The 16310-nt window shown below is 62.1% G+C and carries 15 protein-coding genes; 8 read left to right on the top strand and 7 right to left on the bottom strand.

Annotation, left to right across the window (positions count from 1 at the left end):
- The 3 genes from SOP85_RS29575 to SOP85_RS29565 all read right to left on the bottom strand — a co-directional run.
- A partial coding sequence (locus tag SOP85_RS29575) for an SEL1-like repeat protein (protein ID WP_323629214.1) occupies window positions 1–1269 on the bottom strand: 1269 nt, incomplete at its 3' end.
- The gene (locus tag SOP85_RS29570; RefSeq protein WP_323629212.1) at window positions 1269–3080 is read right to left on the bottom strand and encodes a phospholipase D-like domain-containing protein; all 1812 of its coding nucleotides are present in this window, start codon (window positions 3078–3080) and stop codon (window positions 1269–1271) included. The genes SOP85_RS29575 and SOP85_RS29570, both read right to left, overlap by 1 nt.
- A complete protein-coding gene (locus SOP85_RS29565) occupies window positions 3077–5785 on the bottom strand; it encodes a type VI secretion system Vgr family protein (protein ID WP_323629211.1) in 2709 nt (902 codons plus the stop codon). Before SOP85_RS29565 ends, SOP85_RS29570 begins: the two co-directional genes overlap by 4 nt.
- 652 nt (window positions 5786–6437) lie before the next feature.
- On the opposite strand from SOP85_RS29565, the gene SOP85_RS29560 reads away from it, so the two are divergent.
- Genes SOP85_RS29560 through SOP85_RS29550 form a run of 3 tightly spaced genes read left to right on the top strand, consistent with a single transcriptional unit; the run spans window position 6438 to window position 9027 of the window.
- Complete coding sequence (locus SOP85_RS29560; protein WP_166621358.1) at window positions 6438–6635, top strand: hypothetical protein; 198 nt, start codon at window positions 6438–6440, stop codon at window positions 6633–6635.
- 47 nt (window positions 6636–6682) lie between these two features.
- Entirely contained in the window at window positions 6683–8065 is a 1383-nt protein-coding gene (locus tag SOP85_RS29555; RefSeq protein WP_323629210.1) for an iron-containing redox enzyme family protein, read from the top strand.
- Between the two features lie 17 nt (window positions 8066–8082).
- Window positions 8083–9027, top strand: coding sequence for a class I SAM-dependent methyltransferase (locus tag SOP85_RS29550; RefSeq protein ID WP_323629209.1), 945 nt, complete (start codon window positions 8083–8085; stop codon window positions 9025–9027).
- Between the two features lie 12 nt (window positions 9028–9039).
- Here the strand turns inward: SOP85_RS29550 and SOP85_RS29545 are convergent, their stop codons facing one another.
- Both SOP85_RS29545 and SOP85_RS29540 read right to left on the bottom strand, forming a co-directional pair.
- Window positions 9040–9192 carry a hypothetical protein gene (locus SOP85_RS29545; protein ID WP_166621360.1) on the bottom strand — a complete coding sequence of 51 codons (153 nt, stop codon included), beginning with the start codon at window positions 9190–9192 and terminating at the stop codon, window positions 9040–9042.
- A 51-nt stretch (window positions 9193–9243) separates the two neighbouring features.
- Window positions 9244–9783, bottom strand: a complete 540-nt coding sequence (locus tag SOP85_RS29540; RefSeq protein WP_323629208.1) for a cupin — start codon at window positions 9781–9783, stop codon at window positions 9244–9246.
- A 175-nt stretch (window positions 9784–9958) separates the two neighbouring features.
- Here SOP85_RS29540 and SOP85_RS29535 point away from each other — a divergent pair, with 175 nt between their 5' ends.
- From SOP85_RS29535 to SOP85_RS29525, 3 genes are read left to right on the top strand one after another with little or no spacing between them, the layout of a single operon-like run.
- Window positions 9959–10987, top strand: coding sequence for an acyl-CoA dehydrogenase (locus SOP85_RS29535; protein WP_323629207.1), 1029 nt, complete (start codon window positions 9959–9961; stop codon window positions 10985–10987).
- A 53-nt stretch (window positions 10988–11040) separates the two neighbouring features.
- Window positions 11041–11745, top strand: a complete 705-nt coding sequence (locus SOP85_RS29530; RefSeq protein WP_323629206.1) for a PIG-L deacetylase family protein — start codon at window positions 11041–11043, stop codon at window positions 11743–11745.
- The gene (locus SOP85_RS29525) at window positions 11742–12341 is read left to right on the top strand and encodes a class I SAM-dependent methyltransferase (protein ID WP_166621361.1); all 600 of its coding nucleotides are present in this window, start codon (window positions 11742–11744) and stop codon (window positions 12339–12341) included. Before SOP85_RS29530 ends, SOP85_RS29525 begins: the two co-directional genes overlap by 4 nt.
- Here SOP85_RS29525 and SOP85_RS29520 read toward each other — a convergent pair whose 3' ends face one another.
- Complete coding sequence (locus tag SOP85_RS29520) at window positions 12342–12992, bottom strand: glycosyltransferase (RefSeq protein WP_323629204.1); 651 nt, start codon at window positions 12990–12992, stop codon at window positions 12342–12344.
- A 176-nt stretch (window positions 12993–13168) separates the two neighbouring features.
- On the opposite strand from SOP85_RS29520, the gene SOP85_RS29515 reads away from it, so the two are divergent.
- Complete coding sequence (locus SOP85_RS29515) at window positions 13169–13915, top strand: DUF72 domain-containing protein (protein WP_323629202.1); 747 nt, start codon at window positions 13169–13171, stop codon at window positions 13913–13915.
- Here the strand turns inward: SOP85_RS29515 and SOP85_RS29510 are convergent.
- A complete protein-coding gene (locus SOP85_RS29510; RefSeq protein WP_274077546.1) occupies window positions 13899–15128 on the bottom strand; it encodes an MFS transporter in 1230 nt (409 codons plus the stop codon). The genes SOP85_RS29515 and SOP85_RS29510 overlap by 17 nt on opposite strands.
- 87 nt (window positions 15129–15215) lie before the next feature.
- Here SOP85_RS29510 and SOP85_RS29505 point away from each other — a divergent pair, with 87 nt between their 5' ends.
- Window positions 15216–16037: an AraC family transcriptional regulator gene (locus tag SOP85_RS29505; protein WP_274077545.1), complete on the top strand. Its 822-nt coding sequence runs from the start codon at window positions 15216–15218 to the stop codon at window positions 16035–16037.
- The last annotated feature ends 273 nt before the right edge of the window (window positions 16038–16310 follow it).

The raw sequence follows: 16310 nt of genomic DNA, 5'->3' as shown, positions 1-16310 counted from the left end.
TATCCATTTGATATTTTCCTCTTCGACGATCACTCGGTCGGCGAGCAAGAAGCGGCTGTGGTGCCTTTGGATTTTTACTGTTGGCAGGATTTCGCCCTTCTCGAAACGGCGAATTTGTGCACCTTCGAGGCGCGAGAAAAACTGGCCACCTATATCGGCCTTCCAGTAGCCAGGTTGCGGGCAGGCTTGGCCGCTGTTGCAGGTCGGCCTGGGGGAAGTAGCCTGGATGAAGCCGGGAGAATCCGGCAGCGGTCGGCCGGTGGCGGGATCGAGGGCTTTGGCCTTGGCCAATTTAAGAATCAGCGCTTCACTGGGTTTTTCTGGTGGGATGTTTGCCAGGCGTTCTTCCAGCCATTGCAGCTTGCCGTCCCAAGCGGGCAGCTCGGCGGGTGGTAGCGGGACGATCTCGTTGATCTCGGGGACTTTGGGGTTCGCGTAGGAGTAGCCAGAGAGCACTTTCCAGATTTTCTCGTAGCGCTCGGCGCGCTCGATGTCCTCCGGTTGGCCAAGGTAGTACAGCGTGTTAGTGGGATGTGGGGCACGGAACGCCTCCTCCAAGCGTCCCGCAGCGCTCTCATCACCACCGGCAATGCCCATCTGTAAGACTTCAATTGCTTCTTTATACTTTTTTTCATCTTTCAGATAGATCGACAACATGACAGCAGCACCACCATGCTCCTGCTCGGCAGCGCAACGCCGCATTTGCCGGGCAACGTCGGGAGCAATGTCGATGGGAGCCAGCTTGTCTCCCACATCGTATTGCGCCTGGGCATGACCCTGATCGGCGGCCTTGCGGTAGTACCGCAAGGCCATTTGCGGATCCTGCTTCAACCCGGCTGAGCCTTGTTGCAGGAAGATGCCGACAAAGTAATATCCCGTGGCCACCCCGGCATTTATCAATTGCTGACTCAGGCGTAAATGCTCATCGCCACGAAGATTGAAGTGGCCACGCATGGCGCCGTTTTGCAGGTTGATATTGGCCTTGTAGTGGTCGTTCTCGGCGGCGATGCGGTACAGCCGTTCGATTTCGACATCAACGCTTTTGTCCTGCTTGAGCTGGTTGTTTTTTTGTAACCAGCGCGCGTATTGGAACAAGACATCGGTCTTGGCACTAGGGGCGGGAATTTTCTCGTGGGCGCAGGTGAAAGCCAGTTTGGCTTTGATCTCAGTCAGTGGATTCACATGAGGGTCCTTCTTCGTATAGGTAAAGACACTGCGGCTATCGCAAGCCGCCAGTAATAGACAAGACAGCAAGAGGAGCCGACGCATCAGTCGAAGTCCCTCAGCTTGGCTTTGCCGTAATAAAATTCGACGAGGGAGGCATAGGGCATATCCTTTTTTTCCTGGAGCTTTTTGTTGTTATTGATAATGTCCCGCCAAGCCTTGAATGCCTTGTCCGCATCGTCCTGCACACCTCTCCCATCCGTATGCAGATCCCACAACCGCCGCCGTAGTGCCTGGGTCACACTCGCCCATTCATGGGCAATGTTCAGCTCACTGTCCACCTGCATGCTGCGGGTATTGATGTTGGCCGAGCCGTGGGTGGTGAATACGTCGTTGACGATCATCAGCTTGGAATGGATGTACACCGGCATCCAGTCCTTGCCGGCTGGGGAGTCAGGGGCGACCAGCGAGCACACGTGAACCTTCAGGTTGGGGATGTCCTCCGGGACAATGGTGCTGTCCTTGACCCGCTGGATGTGATGATCGAGGCTGGCCTGCCACTCGGCCAGTTCTCGATGCCCGACGCGGTCGCGGGGTTCGGGGCGTGGCTGGGGTGGGGCATTTTTTTTCACCTCCTCGATGCGCTGTAACTTCGTGACTTCGGGAATGGTCTCGGCCCGTCCGAGGCTGGCGAGCATGCGCTGGGTGTTCAGGCTGCCGATGCCAACGCTGTCGTGGCTGGCATTGGTGATCACGAACAGGTGCAGTGCGCCATGCACGCCGGGGTCGCGCCCGGCTTGGGTCTGGCCGGCGGCGACCGCCTTGATGAACTTGGCCAGAGGTGGCCAGCGAAAGTACTGGTTTTCGATGTAGATGAACTGAGTCGCGTTGTTGACGGCTTTCAGGTAGAGCTGTTCGATATCGCGTTTGCCTTCCTGGGCCTGGGTACGCAAGATCTGGGCTATCTGGCGGGTCGTGCCTGGGGTGCATTGCAGCTGCGGCCCGATCTGCATGGCCTGGCGCGAGTCGAGCAGGTCCTCACCGGTTTCCTTGCGCCAGGCCGTAGCAAAGTTGTGGTGCAGGTGTTCCAGGATCGGTCCGCTGACCTGGCTGGAGATGTCCTGGCGTGGGGTATCGCCACGCGGGCCGGCGTTGGGTGCTGGCTTGCTATCCTCAGAACGGTTCAGCGCCGAATGTCGATCGGTGTCCCAATACTCGTCGAGCATGTTGTGGCCCATGACGAAACCGACGGCGCTGTCGGGCAGTTCGTAATCGATCAGGACAGTTTTTTGGTGGTGTGAGGGCGTGAGCTTCAAAGCCTGCCGCATCTGCGCACTGATGTTCGGGTCGAGGCTTTCATATTTCACCCAATGGGAAATTTCCGCCCGTTCTTCCCAGCTGAATCCGCGGCTGACGAACCGCGGCAAGCCATTTCCGGCCTGCTGCGCCGCCTTGTCGTCCGCGACCGCACATCGGGCGAACCAGTCGCGGTCTTCAGCGTATTGCGCCTCGGTTGAGCGCTGTAACGCTCGATCTCTGATGCTAATCGAGCCTTTGCCGGGCAAGTTGGCTTCACCCCCAACACCTGCCGAATTGAATGGCATCTCCCAGCCCAGCATTCGAACGCGCACGCCTTCGCGAGCCTTGGCCAGGAGCAGGTCACCGATGCTTGGTGCCTTGCCATCGCGAATGAAGAACATCGACGGTTGGAATCCCCAGCAAACGATGTCCACGGTCCGGGTGGCCTGGGCGATGGCCAAGTGCACGGCGCAAAATGTTTCCTCGCCGTTGACCAAGGGTCGATAGGTGGCCATGGCGGGAGGGTATTCAGTGTTGCGCACGTACCAGGGCGTAGTGCACGTGACCTGGCTGGTGTGTTGGAGTGCGGCGGGGGTCACGATGTCGTACGGGTTCATTGGCTGTCTTCTTCCTTGGGGCTGAGGTCATCCATTACGGTGGAGTACAAGGTGCGGTACTCCGTGTGCGAGGTAGGCTGACTCACCTCGGAATGGTTTTTCGATGGGTGGTTGTGAAAGCCCGCATTGGCCAGGTGCGCCTGTTCGGGATTGCGGTAATCGGTGGGCGTCGGGATCTGGTAAACCACACTGTTGGCCATCACCAGCCGATAACCCCGGGTGACGACCTGATGATCGATCGACAGTTGTCCGGTCTTGTCCAGCACGCCTCGCTGGAGCACGGCGCCGTCGGCGTACAGCGTATAGGGCATGCCCGCCCAGCCGAGGCCGGAGGCGTTAGGGGCTTGCGGTATCTCAAAGCGCAAGGTTTGTCTGGATTGAAGTGGCGGGTAATCCGGATGCGTAGCGGTCATGCTGGCTGGGCCGCTGAACTCGAAGTGCGCTGCCTTGACGTTGTGATCCCCCAACGTTCCCGATTCGATGCCGCCCGCATCGAGGCTGAGATAGCTGCCCCCGCCGTTGAGAGAGATTTTCTTTTTCGCGGTCAGGTGGATTTCATCTTCGGTGCTGGTGATCGACAGCCCGTGACGAGCCAGCAGTTCCAGGGTGCCGTTCTGGGCCTGCATACTGACCGGGCCCTGGTTGGCAATCAGCTTGATCCCCAGCTTGCGCACAAACAGGCTAAATCCCTGGCCCACACCCATGAACAGGCGCTTGACCACGCTGAAGTCGGCTTGGCCACCGGCGTTGAGCATCAGGTTGTCCTGCGCCGCCAGTTGCAGGTGCTCGCCACTGCTCAAGGCGATGCCTTGGGGCGCGCTGAGCAGGATCACCTGAGCCTTGAGTGCATCGAGTTGCTCGCGCATCAGTGATATTTGGGCCTGCACATCGGCGGAATCGGCGTGGGCCGCCTGGGCATCGCTGGACAGGCCTTGCATCTGCTCCCCTGCCTGTTGCAAACGACCCAGCGCAGCGGCCATTTCCAGCACCTCGCCCTGGGCCTTGGCCTGCACATCCGCACTGATGAACAACCCCTTGCCGCCACGAATGGCGCCATGCCCATCCGTCCTCAGCTCAAACCCTTCCCCGCGTTTTTTCTTCTGCGCATCCACCAGATGCCCCAGGTTCAGCTGGCTCTTGCCACTGTGCTCAGTACTGAGCTTCACGTGCTCCTCGCCGCGGTTGTCCTCCATCCGCAGCTTGTTGTTCGCCGGGGTGCGCAGCACGTTGCGCTTGTAGTTGCGCAGGGTCACGTGGTCCGGGTGATCGCTGTCGTGCAGGGCGTGGGCGATGTAGGGGCGGTCGGGGTCGCCCTGTTCGAAGGCGATGGCCACTTCGGTGCCGCAGATCAGCGGCAGGTGCAGGCCATGGGTGTCGCCGGCGTAGGGGCGCGCCTGGCGTAGCCACATGCTTTCCTGGCCGAGCTTCCAGGGGTCGCGATCGAAGAGGAAGTTGACCTTGTAGCGGCCCTCGAGGTCGATTTCGGCGTAGGGATCGTTGGCTTTGCCGCTGGTGACGCGGGCCGGCAGGGTGCCGGCGATGATCGGTTTGGGCGGGACCGGCGGGCGGAAGCAGACCATTTCCGCGTAGGGGATGGCCTCGAAATTTACTTCGATGCTGCGGTCGCGGGCGGCGCGGGTGTGCAGGCCGGTGATCACCGCGCCGGGGGTAAAGGCCTGGGGCGCGTCGGCGATTTTCAGCACCTGGCCCGGCGCCAGGGTGGCGCTGCTGCTGGCGCCGCTGAGGTGGGTCTGGTCGTTGAGGTAGCGTTCGTGGCGCAGGCGCGCGTAGAAAAAACCGCTTTCGCTTTGCAGGTCTTCGTCCTGGTCCAGGCGATCGCCGAGCACGCGGTAGGGTTCAGCGTAGTGGTAGGCCTCGCCGTAGGTGGTGGTCGTGGTGGCGCGGGTCTGGTCGACTTCGCCATCGAGCCGGGCCCGGGCATCGCGGTGATAATAGGCGCGGAAGTTGATGGATTTCTCCACCACCTGGTGACGGGTTTGCAGGCCCCACACGCCGTCCTCGCCGCTGGCGAAACCGGCCGGCGCACGCAACGGCAGCTTTACGCCGAACTGGTAGTGACGCTGGTCGTCGTGGAATTCGACGACGTCGATCTGCAGGCGGTCGTCGTGGCTGAAGTGGTACCAGATGCCGACCTCGGCCAGCAGGCGCTCGATGAACGCCAGGTCGCTTTCGCCGTACTGCATGACCTGCTCGCGGCGGGGGTATTCACGCACCAGCTGGAACAGGAAGTGCTGGCCAAGAAAGTCGTGGCGACTGCGCAGGATGTGCTCGACGATCTCCGGGACCGACTGCTGCTGGTACAGGCGGTACTGGCGGCCGTGTGCGAGCAGCGCCAGACGCGGTTGCAGGGTGATTTCATAGCGGGCTTCGTCGCGGGAGCTGGACAGGCGCTGGAAGTTGTTGACCATGCCGTACAGGCTGCGCAACGGCTTGTACTCGGGCGCTGGAAAGCCTGGGTAAGGTGGCTTTGGCGGCGAGGGGTACAGGCTGAAACGAGCGTCCTTGTTGAGCATCTGCTCGGCGCTGAGGTCCTGATTGGTGCAGGTGAATTCGATGCGATAGGTGAAGGGCTGGCTGAGGTGCTCCTGGCCTTCGAAGGCCAGGACGTCGAAGACAGCGTCGAATCGGTAGATGGTGAACTTGTGGCGAGTGTGGTCAAAGAAAATGCGCGGTGTGTTGGACAAAATCAGTCCTCCCTGGGCTGGATCGGCATACGGGGAGGCTTGGTTTTCCACCCTCGTTCAAGCACACGAGAGCTTTCAGGAATCTGATAAAGGATGGGATCGGACGCTTCCGATGAGCGCGTAGGATGCGTCCGAGATGGCTGCGTGCCGGATCTGTAGGATTTTTTGCGGGGTTGACGAAGGGAGGGACGCGGCGGTAATCCCACGGCATTCAAGATGCGTTCACTTGGGAACAGGTCGGCTGTCAGGCCGCCATCGTCGGCAGGCCCCACAATAGGTCGGGTACAGCCGCGAGAGAGTGGTTGACTGTGAGGGCGCCTTCGCCGGCAAGCCGGCTCCTACAGTAGGTCGGGTACAGTCGCGAGAGAGTGGTTGACTGGGAGGGCGCCTTCGCCGGCAAGCCGGCTCCTACAGTAGGTCGGGTACAGTCGCGAGAGACTGGTTGACTGGGAGGGCGCCTTCGCCGGCAAGCCGGCTCCTACAGTAGATCGGGTGTAGCTGCGAGAGACTGGTCGGCCAGGGGGCGCCTTCGCTGGCATGTCGATCTCCTGCAAGCGTGTATGCCGCTCGTCTACTCGAACGCACGCAATCCCCTGGACGCCTTCAAAGCTGTACGACCCGGAAAACCCGGGCACAGTTTGTGAGGTGAGACATGTCCAGCGAGTCGACTTTCCAGGACAACAAACAAGACCCGGACAAGACGCTACCCACGTCGGACGATCCGGGCAAATACGATCCCCTGAAACAGGCCGACCTCGACGATGAAGAGGGCGAGCAGGAATGGAACGAGCGCGACAGGAAGCTGCCTGAGGCAGATGAGCAAACACCTTTGTCCGACGACAGGCGCTAGGAAAAGCGCCCGGTGATAGATCGAAGTACTGCCCAGGAGAACAGCCAATGACCCTATTCACGCCCTTGACAGGTTCGCCTTCGACGCTTGCGGATGCCGGCGCCGGCGGCCAGTACCGCGAACTCTACGATCTGCTGTACAGCAACGACCCACAAGCAGCAGCGCTGGGCGAGCAGTTCCTGCGCGAGCAACTGGCCGAGGTCGCTGAACTGCCCTGTGATCTGCCCGAAGCGCCAGGACAGCTGGCGGCATGGTCAGAACAACATTGCGCCGACGTCGCGCGCGACTATGCCCTCTACCTCGAGGAACGCAAGCAGGGCGGGCCACGTCGGTATTTCTCGAACAAGGCCCATGCCCTGTTTTTCCTGCAACGGGTAGCGCCGACCAAGGAGGTCGACGGCGCCTGGCTGGCCGGTGTGCTCGAGCACTGGCAGGACCTGCGTTATGACGGGCTTCTGAGCACTTATCTGGAAGAGCTGGGCAACGGCGATCCACGGCAGAATCACGTGGTGATCTACCGCAAGCTGCTGGCTGCGCACGACTGTGGCGACCGACAGGGACTGCTCGACGAACACTTTCGCCAAGGTGCGATTCAACTCGCATTGGGGCAGTGCAGCGAGAGGTTCATGCCCGAGGTGATCGGCTACAACCTCGGCTACGAGCAATTGCCGCTGCACCTGCTGATCAGCGCCTATGAACTGCGTGAGCTGGGGATCGACCCGTACTATTTCACCCTGCACGTGACCATCGACAACGTCAGCAGCGGGCACGGACGCAAGGCGATTGAAGCGCTGCTCGACCTGATGCCGATGGAGCAGGGACGGGAGGAGTTCTATCGGCGTGTCGCCATCGGCTATCGACTCAATGACCTGGGGCCGGGCTCGACGGCGGTGATTGCAGGCTTCGACCTGCAGCAGGAAGTGATCGCCATGCTCGAACGCAAACGCAGCTTCGGCCAGCACATGCATTCCGATTACTGCAAGGTCGAAGGCCAGACCGTCAATCAGTGGCTGGCGACTCCGGGCCAGATCGAAGAGTTTCTCGGCGCGCTGCAACGCAAGGGTTGGATCAAACGGCATGGCCCGCCCAAGGAGAGCCGATTCTGGCAATTGATCGAGGGCGATACGGCGGCCATGTTCGGCGTGTTCAGTGGCTATGAAAAACAACTGCTGCACGACTGGATCGCCGGTGACTGGCAAGACCCGCAACGCCAGCCTGTGCCACGCCGGGCGCCATCCGACGATGCCTTCGCCGATGAAGCCTTTGCGAACGACCCTGAGCTCAAGGCGTTGCAGGATTCCCTGCGCGACCAGTCACCGCGGCAACAACTGCAATTGCTGATCCCGTGGCTTTCGGCCCAGCGCCATTGTCGACCCGCCGGACTTTACGCCACGCGACTTTTCATTGAATGCGTGGCCCGTTTGCGCTGATTTCAGGAGAGTCATGCATGTCAGGACAACAGATAGCCGATCGCACATTGCTGGAGCTAGGCAGGCTTCTCGCTGCCGAGGACTACCGTTTCATCACCCCGACGCCCTTGACCCACGAACGGGTGTGCCAGCGCTTTGTGCCGCTCTTGGCCAAGGACCTGCGTGATGTGTTCGGCTGGTCGATGCCTTTCGAGCACGGGCTGTTTTCACCGCAGCAGCTGGCTGAATTGGAACAGGCGGGCATCGTCGAAAAGGAGGGATCGCTTTGGCGCGCTACGGTGCGCTGGTCAAGCCTCGGGCGCTTGCTGATTGCCCATTCGGCGTATCCGACCACGCAGAGCGACTCGGTGTTCTTCGGACCCGACAGCTATCGTTTTGCGCAATTGATCGAAGCCCATCTGCAGCAGCGCGCGGAACCCGTGCGGCGAGCGGTGGACATAGGCTGCGGGTCCGGCATTGGCGCGCTGGTTATCGCCCTTGCCCGGCCGGAGGCCGAAGTGCTGGCGGTGGATATCAATCCACGGGCGCTGCGCCTGTCGGCGGTGAATGCCGAGCTGGCCCAGGCCAGTAATGTCAGCGCCTACCACAGCGATGTGCTGGGCAGTGTCGAAGGGCAGTTCGACCTGATCATCGCCAACCCGCCCTACATGAACGACAGCCAGCAACGCGCCTATCGCCATGGCGGTGGCGCGCTGGGCGAAGCCTTGTCTGTGCGCATCGTCCGCGAATCGCTGCCGCGCCTGGAAAAGGCCGGCAGCCTGGTGTTGTACACCGGGGTGGCGATGGTCGCCGGGACGGACCCCTTCCTGGAGTCCGTACAGCCGCTGCTGAGTGACGACAGGTACGACTGGACCTATCGAGAGCTGGACCCCGACGTGTTCGGCGAGGAACTGCTCAAACCCGGTTATGAACGGGTGGAGCGCATCGCCGTGGTGGCGTTGACCGTGACCCGGCGGCATTGATGCAGCGCCGGATCAGTTGCCGTCCGCCACCTTGCGTTGTATCTCGTCAACTTTGCGCCGCAGGTCTTCGGCTTGCTCCTCGGTGGTTTCGGGGGGCGAAGGTTCGAGGCTTTCATCCTCCTCGGTCGGCGTGTCGGCAGGGGTGATGCGGTCATCGTTGTTCATGGCGCTGGCCTCCAGTGGGTATACATTGGATCGAAGCCCGGGCTACGAGTTCTAGATATTTCTCGGCTGACCTTTTGACCAATGTTCGCTCACCGCGCCATGGGAACCCTGCACCGGGTCCTGCTCGGGAAACGGCAGGGTGTCGATGCTTTGCTGTTGCGCAGCGCTCGGCGCTTCACGGCAAATGTCGGCGTGCTGGCCCGGCGGGTAGGCGCCGACCACCAGGAAGTCGTCGCTCGAATCCAGGTTGCAGTGACCGGTGCCGGCCGGCAACAGCAGCACATCCCCGGCACCGACTTCCAGCACCAGGCCATCGGGCCCGCCCAGCATCAGGCGTGCATGCCCGCTGGCCACCCCAAGCACTTCATGGCCTTCGGTGTGGTAGTGGTGATAGTCATACACTCCATAGCGCCATTGCGGCGGCCAGCCGTTGGCACTGAAGGTTTGCTCGAACAGGGCAGCTGGATCGTCGTCATGGACAGCGATGGCCTTGGGGTAGATCAGCACCGGCAGGCGCGGGTTGTTCGGCACCCAGCCATTGCGTTCAAACAGCAGTTTTTGTGCGGGAGCACCCGCTTGCGAGTTGCTCATTCGAGCTCTCCTCCATTGTGAAGGGTGTCTATAGAGCAGAGACATTGCCTTGGCCCGGGTGGTTCTAAAAAACGGGCTCAGCGATACACGTACAGATGCAATGAACTCCTGCAGGCTGCCTGCCTCTCAACTTCAAGTCATGAGTTTCAAGAGCACTCAGAAGGGAGAATGGGCCATGAGCAATGCGGCAACCCTCGAACGCCTGCTGCAGCCGTTTGCCTGTCGGCCAGCGATAAGCACCGCGGACGCTGCGCTGCAACCGATGTTGCAGCAACTGATCAGGGCTGGATTTGCTGACCTGCCAATGCCCGGGCAGGGCCGTACGCTGGAACGCTGGCGCACGCTGGCCGCCGTCTCCGCCAGCGACCTGCGGCTGGCCAAGCTGTTCGAAGGTCATACCGATGCGCTGGCAATCATGGCCGAGCTCGAGCCCGACTCGCCTGCGGCCGCGGGCAGTTGGGGAACCTGGGCGGCCGAGCCGCCCTTTGCCCGGCTCGAGATTGTCGATCGCCATGCAGGCAATGTTTACCTGCAGGGTCGCAAGGCCTGGTGTTCCGGCGCCGCCATGCTCGATCAGGCGCTCGTGACGGCGTGGGATGAACAGCAGCGGCCGCAGTTGGTGGCGCTCACGTTGCGCCAGCCCACGATCAGGCTACTCGAGGATGGCTGGCAGGCGGTCGGCATGGGCAGTACGGCCAGCATTGACCTGCTCTTCGAAGGTGCCCTTGGCCGTTGTGTCGGGTTGCCCGGACAGTATGTCGACCGACCCGGCTTCTGGCAGGGCGGGGGTGGAATAGCCGCGTGCTGGTACGGCGCCGCCTGTGCGCTCGCCGGTTACCTTCGCCAGCACTGCACGCAGCCGTATCACGACGCCCATGCCGAGGCGCATCTGGGGGCTGTCGATGCGGCGTTGTGCATGGCCAGGGCGGCGCTGCGGGAAACGGCTCGCTGGATCGATGACAACCCCCAAAGCTCACCGCAACTTCCGGTCCGGCGCCTGCGCGCCCAGGTCGAAGTCGCGGTCGACAGCGTGCTGGCCCATGTCGGGCGCGGGTTGGGGGCCACGCCGTTCTGTCGTGACAGTCACTTCGCCAGGCTCGCCGCCGACCTGCCGGTATTCGTGCGCCAGAGCCATGCCGAAAAGGACCTGGCGCAGCTTGGACAGCAGGTCGCCGCGCAACCGCTTGAGGGCTGGGAGCTGTGATCGCCGAGTCGGTATCTCAAGGGGAGAATCTCATCCAGGGTCCCGGCACATCGTTGGCCCAATGGCAGGCCAGTGACTGGCTGGCGCGGGTGCCCACCATCACCCACCACCAGCTGGTGCCTGCGGGGCAGCGCCTTGTGGTGGTCGCTCCGCACCCTGACGATGAAGTGCTCGGTTGCGCCGGCATCCTCGCCGGGATGCAGGGCAGGGAGGCCGACGTCCTGATGATCGCAGTCACCGATGGCGAAGCCAGTCATCCGCAGTCGCACCACTGGACCCCGACGCGTCTGCGCCGCGAGCGCCCACTGGAAAGTACACGCGCGCTCGCCCGCATGGGGCTCGATGTCACTGCCCTGGACTGGCAGCGCCTGGGTTTGCCCGACAGCGGCGTAGCGGGGCAGGAGGCGTTACTGATCGAACGCCTGGCGGCGTTGATTCGCCCGCAGGATCGGGTGATAACCACCTGGCGCTTCGACGGCCACTGCGATCACGAGGCGACAGGCCAGGCGACCGCCAACGCGGTAGCGCAGCAACGGGCCTGTCTGATCGAAGTGCCGGTCTGGGCGTGGCATTGGGCGCGACCGGACGATGCCCGTATCCCTTGGGCACGGGCGCACAGATACCTGCTGGATCCCCAGGTGTTGGCGCAAAAGCGCCAGGCCATTGCCGCCCATGTCTCGCAGGTCAGCCCACCGGCGGTGTTGAGTCGAGAAACCCTCGAACGCCTGATGCAACCTTTTGAACTGGTGTTTCTATGAGCCTGCCGCCCGACTACTTCGAGCAAATGTTCAGGGCCAGCGATGACCCCTGGTCCTTTCGTACCCGCTGGTACGAAAAGCGCAAGCGCGAACTGACGTTGGCCAGCCTGCCGCGCCAGCGTTATCAACGGGTCTTTGAGCCGGCCTGCGCCAACGGTGAACTCAGTGCGCAGTTGGCCGAGCGCAGCGACGCGTTGCTGTGCCAGGACATCAACGCGAAGGCGGTGGCACTGGCGCGCCAGCGCTTGAGTGGCCTGCAACATGTCCGCGTCGAGCAGGCCCGTATTCCCCGGGATTGGCCGGACGGCGAGTTTGACCTCATCGTGCTGAGCGAAGTGGGCTACTTCCTCGATGCAGGCGAATGGCATCAGGTCATCGAGCAGACCTTGCGCAGCCTGGGCCCGGCGGGCAGCGTGCTGGCCTGCCACTGGTTGCATCCGATCGAAGGCTGTTCCCAGGACGGCCGCGACGTTCACGCAGCGCTTGCCGAGCGTCTGAATCTGCATCGTCTGATGCGTCATGAAGAAGCGGATTTCCTCCTTGAATACTGGAGCCGTGACGCGACCTCGATCGACCTTGCCGAGACCTGCCAATAGTCAAAAGGCCAACGACTTCAGGTAGTCGCCAAAACCTTCCCGGCACCGGCAGTGCTGGCGGGCGCTGGTGGTGACCCGGTTCCTCGCCGTCCACATGATGCGCGCGCCGCTGCGCTCCAGATCGGCCACCAGCTGCACATCCTCATGAGCGGGCAAGGCCTGGAATCCACCCGCCTTGCGGTAAGCCGCCGAAGAGACGCCGAGGTTGGCGCCATGGATATGCCGGTGACCGTCAACGAGGTTGTAACTGGCGTGATAGCGCTCGCGCACCCGTTCCGGATGTTCGGACCAGTCGGCGACTTCCACCAGGCCGCAAACCGCATCCGCGTTGAAGCTGATCTGCTCTGCCAGCCAGGTATCGGGAACGACGCTGTCGGCGTCGGTGAAGGCCAGCCAGCGTGCATCCTTCGCCAGCAGGTGTTCGGCGCCTTGGGCCCGGGTCTTGCCAACGTTGCGGTGGTTGCAGCTCAGCGTCCACACGTCATAGGCCTGGGCGATGTCGAGGGAAGCGTCCGTGCAGTCGTCCAGGACGATCAGGATCCTGACTTCCTCATCGTCCAGATCTCGGTGGAAAGACGCCGCCAGCAGCGACTCGATGCATTCTTCAAGGCGCTGCTCCTCGTTATGCACCGGCACAATCACTCCTATCATCTGCAAATCCCCATGGCTGGCTTTTCGATGTCGACCGGGGTTGATGACCATTGGTTGCAACTGTTTTCACGCGAAGGCGATCACTTATGGCGCTCGACCATTGATCCACTGTCGTGAACGAAAAAAGGAACCGCCGCAGCCGCTTTGTGCCCTTAGACATAAGCAGGGGGAGGTAGATGGATGTGAATGTTCAGTCAATTTTCACAGGGTGCGCCGGATGGAGCCTGGGCCGGGAATATTCGGCCGCCTTCACGGCAGAGGGCACCCACTTGCAGCGTTATGCGGCGCGACTGAACTGCGTTGAGATCAACAGCTCGTTTTATCGCCCGCATCGCGTCCAAACCTACCAGCGCTGGGGCGCCTGCGTGCCGGCCGGCTTTCGCTTCAGCGTCAAGGTGCCCAAGCAGATCACACACATACAGCGACTGCAGGACTGTGACCAGGCGCTCGATGAGTTTGTGCAGCAATGTTCCGGCTTGGGCGATCGCTTGGGCTGCCTGCTGGTGCAATTGCCGCCGTCTCTGGAATTTGTCGAGCCGATTGCCGAGGCTTTTTTCGTCAGTCTCAGGCGGTGTTTTGCAGGGGATGTGGTGCTTGAACCCCGACACGAATCCTGGACGGAGGCCGAGGCCCTGTTGGTGAACTATCGCATTGCGCAGGCTGCGGTGGATCCTTCGCGCATCAGCACCGACTCGACTCCACGGGGATGGCCGGACCTCAAATACTGGCGGCTGCATGGCTCGCCACGCATCTATTACAGCCCCTATGACGAGCAGCGGCTGGAACGCCTGGCGGGCGAGATGCATGCAGCTACGGCCGACGGGTCGTCCACCTGGTGCATCTTCGACAACACCGCCAGCGGCGCGGCACTGGGCAATGCCTTGACGCTGGCGCAAAACCTGGCCGTTAAACGCCTTTGGTAGACGGCAACAGGATCGTCAGGATGCCCAGCAGCGGCAGGAACGAGCACAGCGTATACACGTACTCGATGCCGTGGATATCCGCCAGGTGCCCGAGCAGCGCGGCGCCGATGCCGCCAAAACCGAACATCAGGCCGAAGAACACCCCGGCGATCATGCCGACGTTGCCGGGCACCAATTCCTGGGCGAAGACCACGATGGCCGAGAAGGCCGAGGCGAGGATGAAGCCGATGATCATGCTCAGCACGCCGGTCCAGAACAGGTCGACGTAGGGCAGGGCGAGGGTGAAGGGTGCGGCGCCGAGGATCGAGAACCAGATCACCTGCTTGCGCCCGATCCGGTCACCGATCGGCCCGCCGAAGAAAGTGCCGGCTGCCACGGCGCCGAGGAACAGGAACAGGTACAGCTGCGAACTGGCCACCGACAGGTCGAACTTCTCGATCAGGTAGAAGGTGAAGTAACTGGTGAAGCTGGCCATGTAGAAATACTTGGAGAACACCAGCAAGGCCAGGACCACCAGGGCGAAAGTCACCCGTTGCCTGGACAGGCCATGGGTGGCCTTGGTGCCTTGCTTGAGCTTGAACAGGTTCAGGTGGTTGCGGTACCAGCGGCTCAGGCCGTATTGCACGAGGATGGCGAAGACCGCGAACAGGCCGAACCAGGCGACGTTACCCTGGCCGTATGGGATGACGATGGCCGCCGCCAGCAGCGGACCGAAGGCGCTGCCGGCGTTGCCGCCGACCTGGAAGGTCGACTGGGCCAGGCCGTAGCGTCCGCCCGAGGCCAGGCGCGCAACGCGGGAAGTTTCCGGGTGGAAGGTCGACGAGCCAATGCCCACCAGGGCCGAGGCCACCAGGATCGCCCCGAAGCTGCCGACCATCGACAGCATCAAAATGCCGATCAGGGTGCAGACCATGCCCGCCGGCAACAGCCACGGCTTGGGGTGGCGGTCGGTGTAGTAGCCGACCCAGGGTTGCAGCAGCGAAGCGGTCAGTTGAAAGGTCAGGGTGATCAGGCCGACCTGGGTGAAAGTCAGGCCATAGGTGGCCTTGAGCATCGGGTAGATCGACGGCAGCACGGCCTGGATCAGGTCGTTGATCAGGTGCGCCAGGGCACAGGCGCCGATGACGCGCATCACCAGCGGGCTGGCCTGGCTGGCCACCGAGGCGGTGGCCTTCTTGGAGGTAGTGGCGGAGGCGGTTGTACTGATGGACATGGGATCCTTCCAGAGAAAAAGCGCGGCCGGCGCGGGGTAAAAGCGCTGGCCATTTCAGGGTTCAGCGCTATCCTAGGGGGCGTCCGATTGCCTGTCTCGCGCAATTCGGGAATCGACTATCGCAAAAAGGGCATCATGATCAAGTCGCTGGATGAATTCCTCAGGGAGATCGACGGGCGCGCCTGCGCCGTGAGCAGCAGCGCCACCGACTACCCGGAAAACTGGGTGATCGAAGCGCACTCCCATCAGGCCCACCAACTGATCTACGCCATCGAAGGCGTGATGGTGGTGCACTCTGGATTGAGCCAGTGGACGGTGCCGCCCAGCCGCGGGATCTGGATGCCGAGCCGGCATATTCATTCGATTCGCTGTGTCGGCCCGTTGAAAATGCGCAGCCTGTTCGTGCGCCCCGAGGCGGCTGCGGATATGCCAGCGGAACCCCGAGCGGTGAGTATTTCGGCGTTGCTCAGTGAGTTGATCAAGGTCTCGGTGGAGATCAGCGGACCCTACGAGGCGGACTCGCGCGAGGGCCGGGTCATGCGCCTGATCCTCGATGAACTGCGGATCCTGCCGACCTTGCCTCTGCACCTGCCTCAGCCCACGGACCCACGGCTCAAGGTGGTGTGCTCGGCGTTGCAGCGCGATCCCGGCGATGGCTCGACCCTGGCGCACTGGAGCGCACGCCTGGACCTCGATGAGAAAACCATCCAGCGCCTGTTCCGCAAGGAAACCGGGATGACCTTCGGCCAATGGCGTCAGCAGGCGCGCCTGCTGCTGGCCCTGGAGCGCATCGCCGTCGGCGAGAAGATCATCGACATTGCCGGGGAGCTGGGCTACGACAGCCCCAGTGCGTTCACCAGCATGTTCAAGAAACAGTTCGGCAAGACCCCGAGTCATTTCTTCAGGTAGCCGCGCTCCCGCGGCAACACCCGATCCACTGTAGGAGCTGGCTTGTCGGATCGCCGCATCGCAGCGAAGGCGGTGTGTCAGTCACCAGAGCTGTTGGATGCGCCGGCCTCTTCGCTGGCAAGCCAGCTCCTACAGGTTCCGCATCGCACACGAAAGCTGCGTATGGCCACAAATCCCTTGTAGGAGCTGGCTTGCCAGCGAAGGCGGTGTGTCAGTCACCAGAGCTGTTGGATGCGCCGGCCTCTTCGCTGGCAAGCCAGCTCCTACAGGTTC

Source organism: Pseudomonas sp. YuFO20, assembly GCF_035064975.1.
In the GTDB taxonomy this organism is placed as follows: domain Bacteria; phylum Pseudomonadota; class Gammaproteobacteria; order Pseudomonadales; family Pseudomonadaceae; genus Aquipseudomonas; species Aquipseudomonas putida_AE.
The sequence above is the reverse complement of the archived record's forward strand: the minus strand, read 5'-3'. Positions and strand labels throughout refer to the sequence as shown.

Coding starts and splice junctions, on each gene's coding strand:
- SOP85_RS29525 (WP_166621361.1), top strand. CDS start 11,742: ATGAGCCTGCCGCCCGACTACTTCGAGCAAATGTTCAGGGCCAGCGAT.
- SOP85_RS29510 (WP_274077546.1), bottom strand. CDS start 15,128: ATGTCCATCAGTACAACCGCCTCCGCCACTACCTCCAAGAAGGCCACC.
- SOP85_RS29520 (WP_323629204.1), bottom strand. CDS start 12,992: ATGATAGGAGTGATTGTGCCGGTGCATAACGAGGAGCAGCGCCTTGAA.
- SOP85_RS29555 (WP_323629210.1), top strand. CDS start 6,683: ATGACCCTATTCACGCCCTTGACAGGTTCGCCTTCGACGCTTGCGGAT.
- SOP85_RS29535 (WP_323629207.1), top strand. CDS start 9,959: ATGAGCAATGCGGCAACCCTCGAACGCCTGCTGCAGCCGTTTGCCTGT.
- SOP85_RS29545 (WP_166621360.1), bottom strand. CDS start 9,192: ATGAACAACGATGACCGCATCACCCCTGCCGACACGCCGACCGAGGAG.
- SOP85_RS29550 (WP_323629209.1), top strand. CDS start 8,083: ATGTCAGGACAACAGATAGCCGATCGCACATTGCTGGAGCTAGGCAGG.
- SOP85_RS29515 (WP_323629202.1), top strand. CDS start 13,169: ATGGATGTGAATGTTCAGTCAATTTTCACAGGGTGCGCCGGATGGAGC.
- SOP85_RS29570 (WP_323629212.1), bottom strand. CDS start 3,080: ATGAACCCGTACGACATCGTGACCCCCGCCGCACTCCAACACACCAGC.
- SOP85_RS29560 (WP_166621358.1), top strand. CDS start 6,438: ATGTCCAGCGAGTCGACTTTCCAGGACAACAAACAAGACCCGGACAAG.
- SOP85_RS29540 (WP_323629208.1), bottom strand. CDS start 9,783: ATGAGCAACTCGCAAGCGGGTGCTCCCGCACAAAAACTGCTGTTTGAA.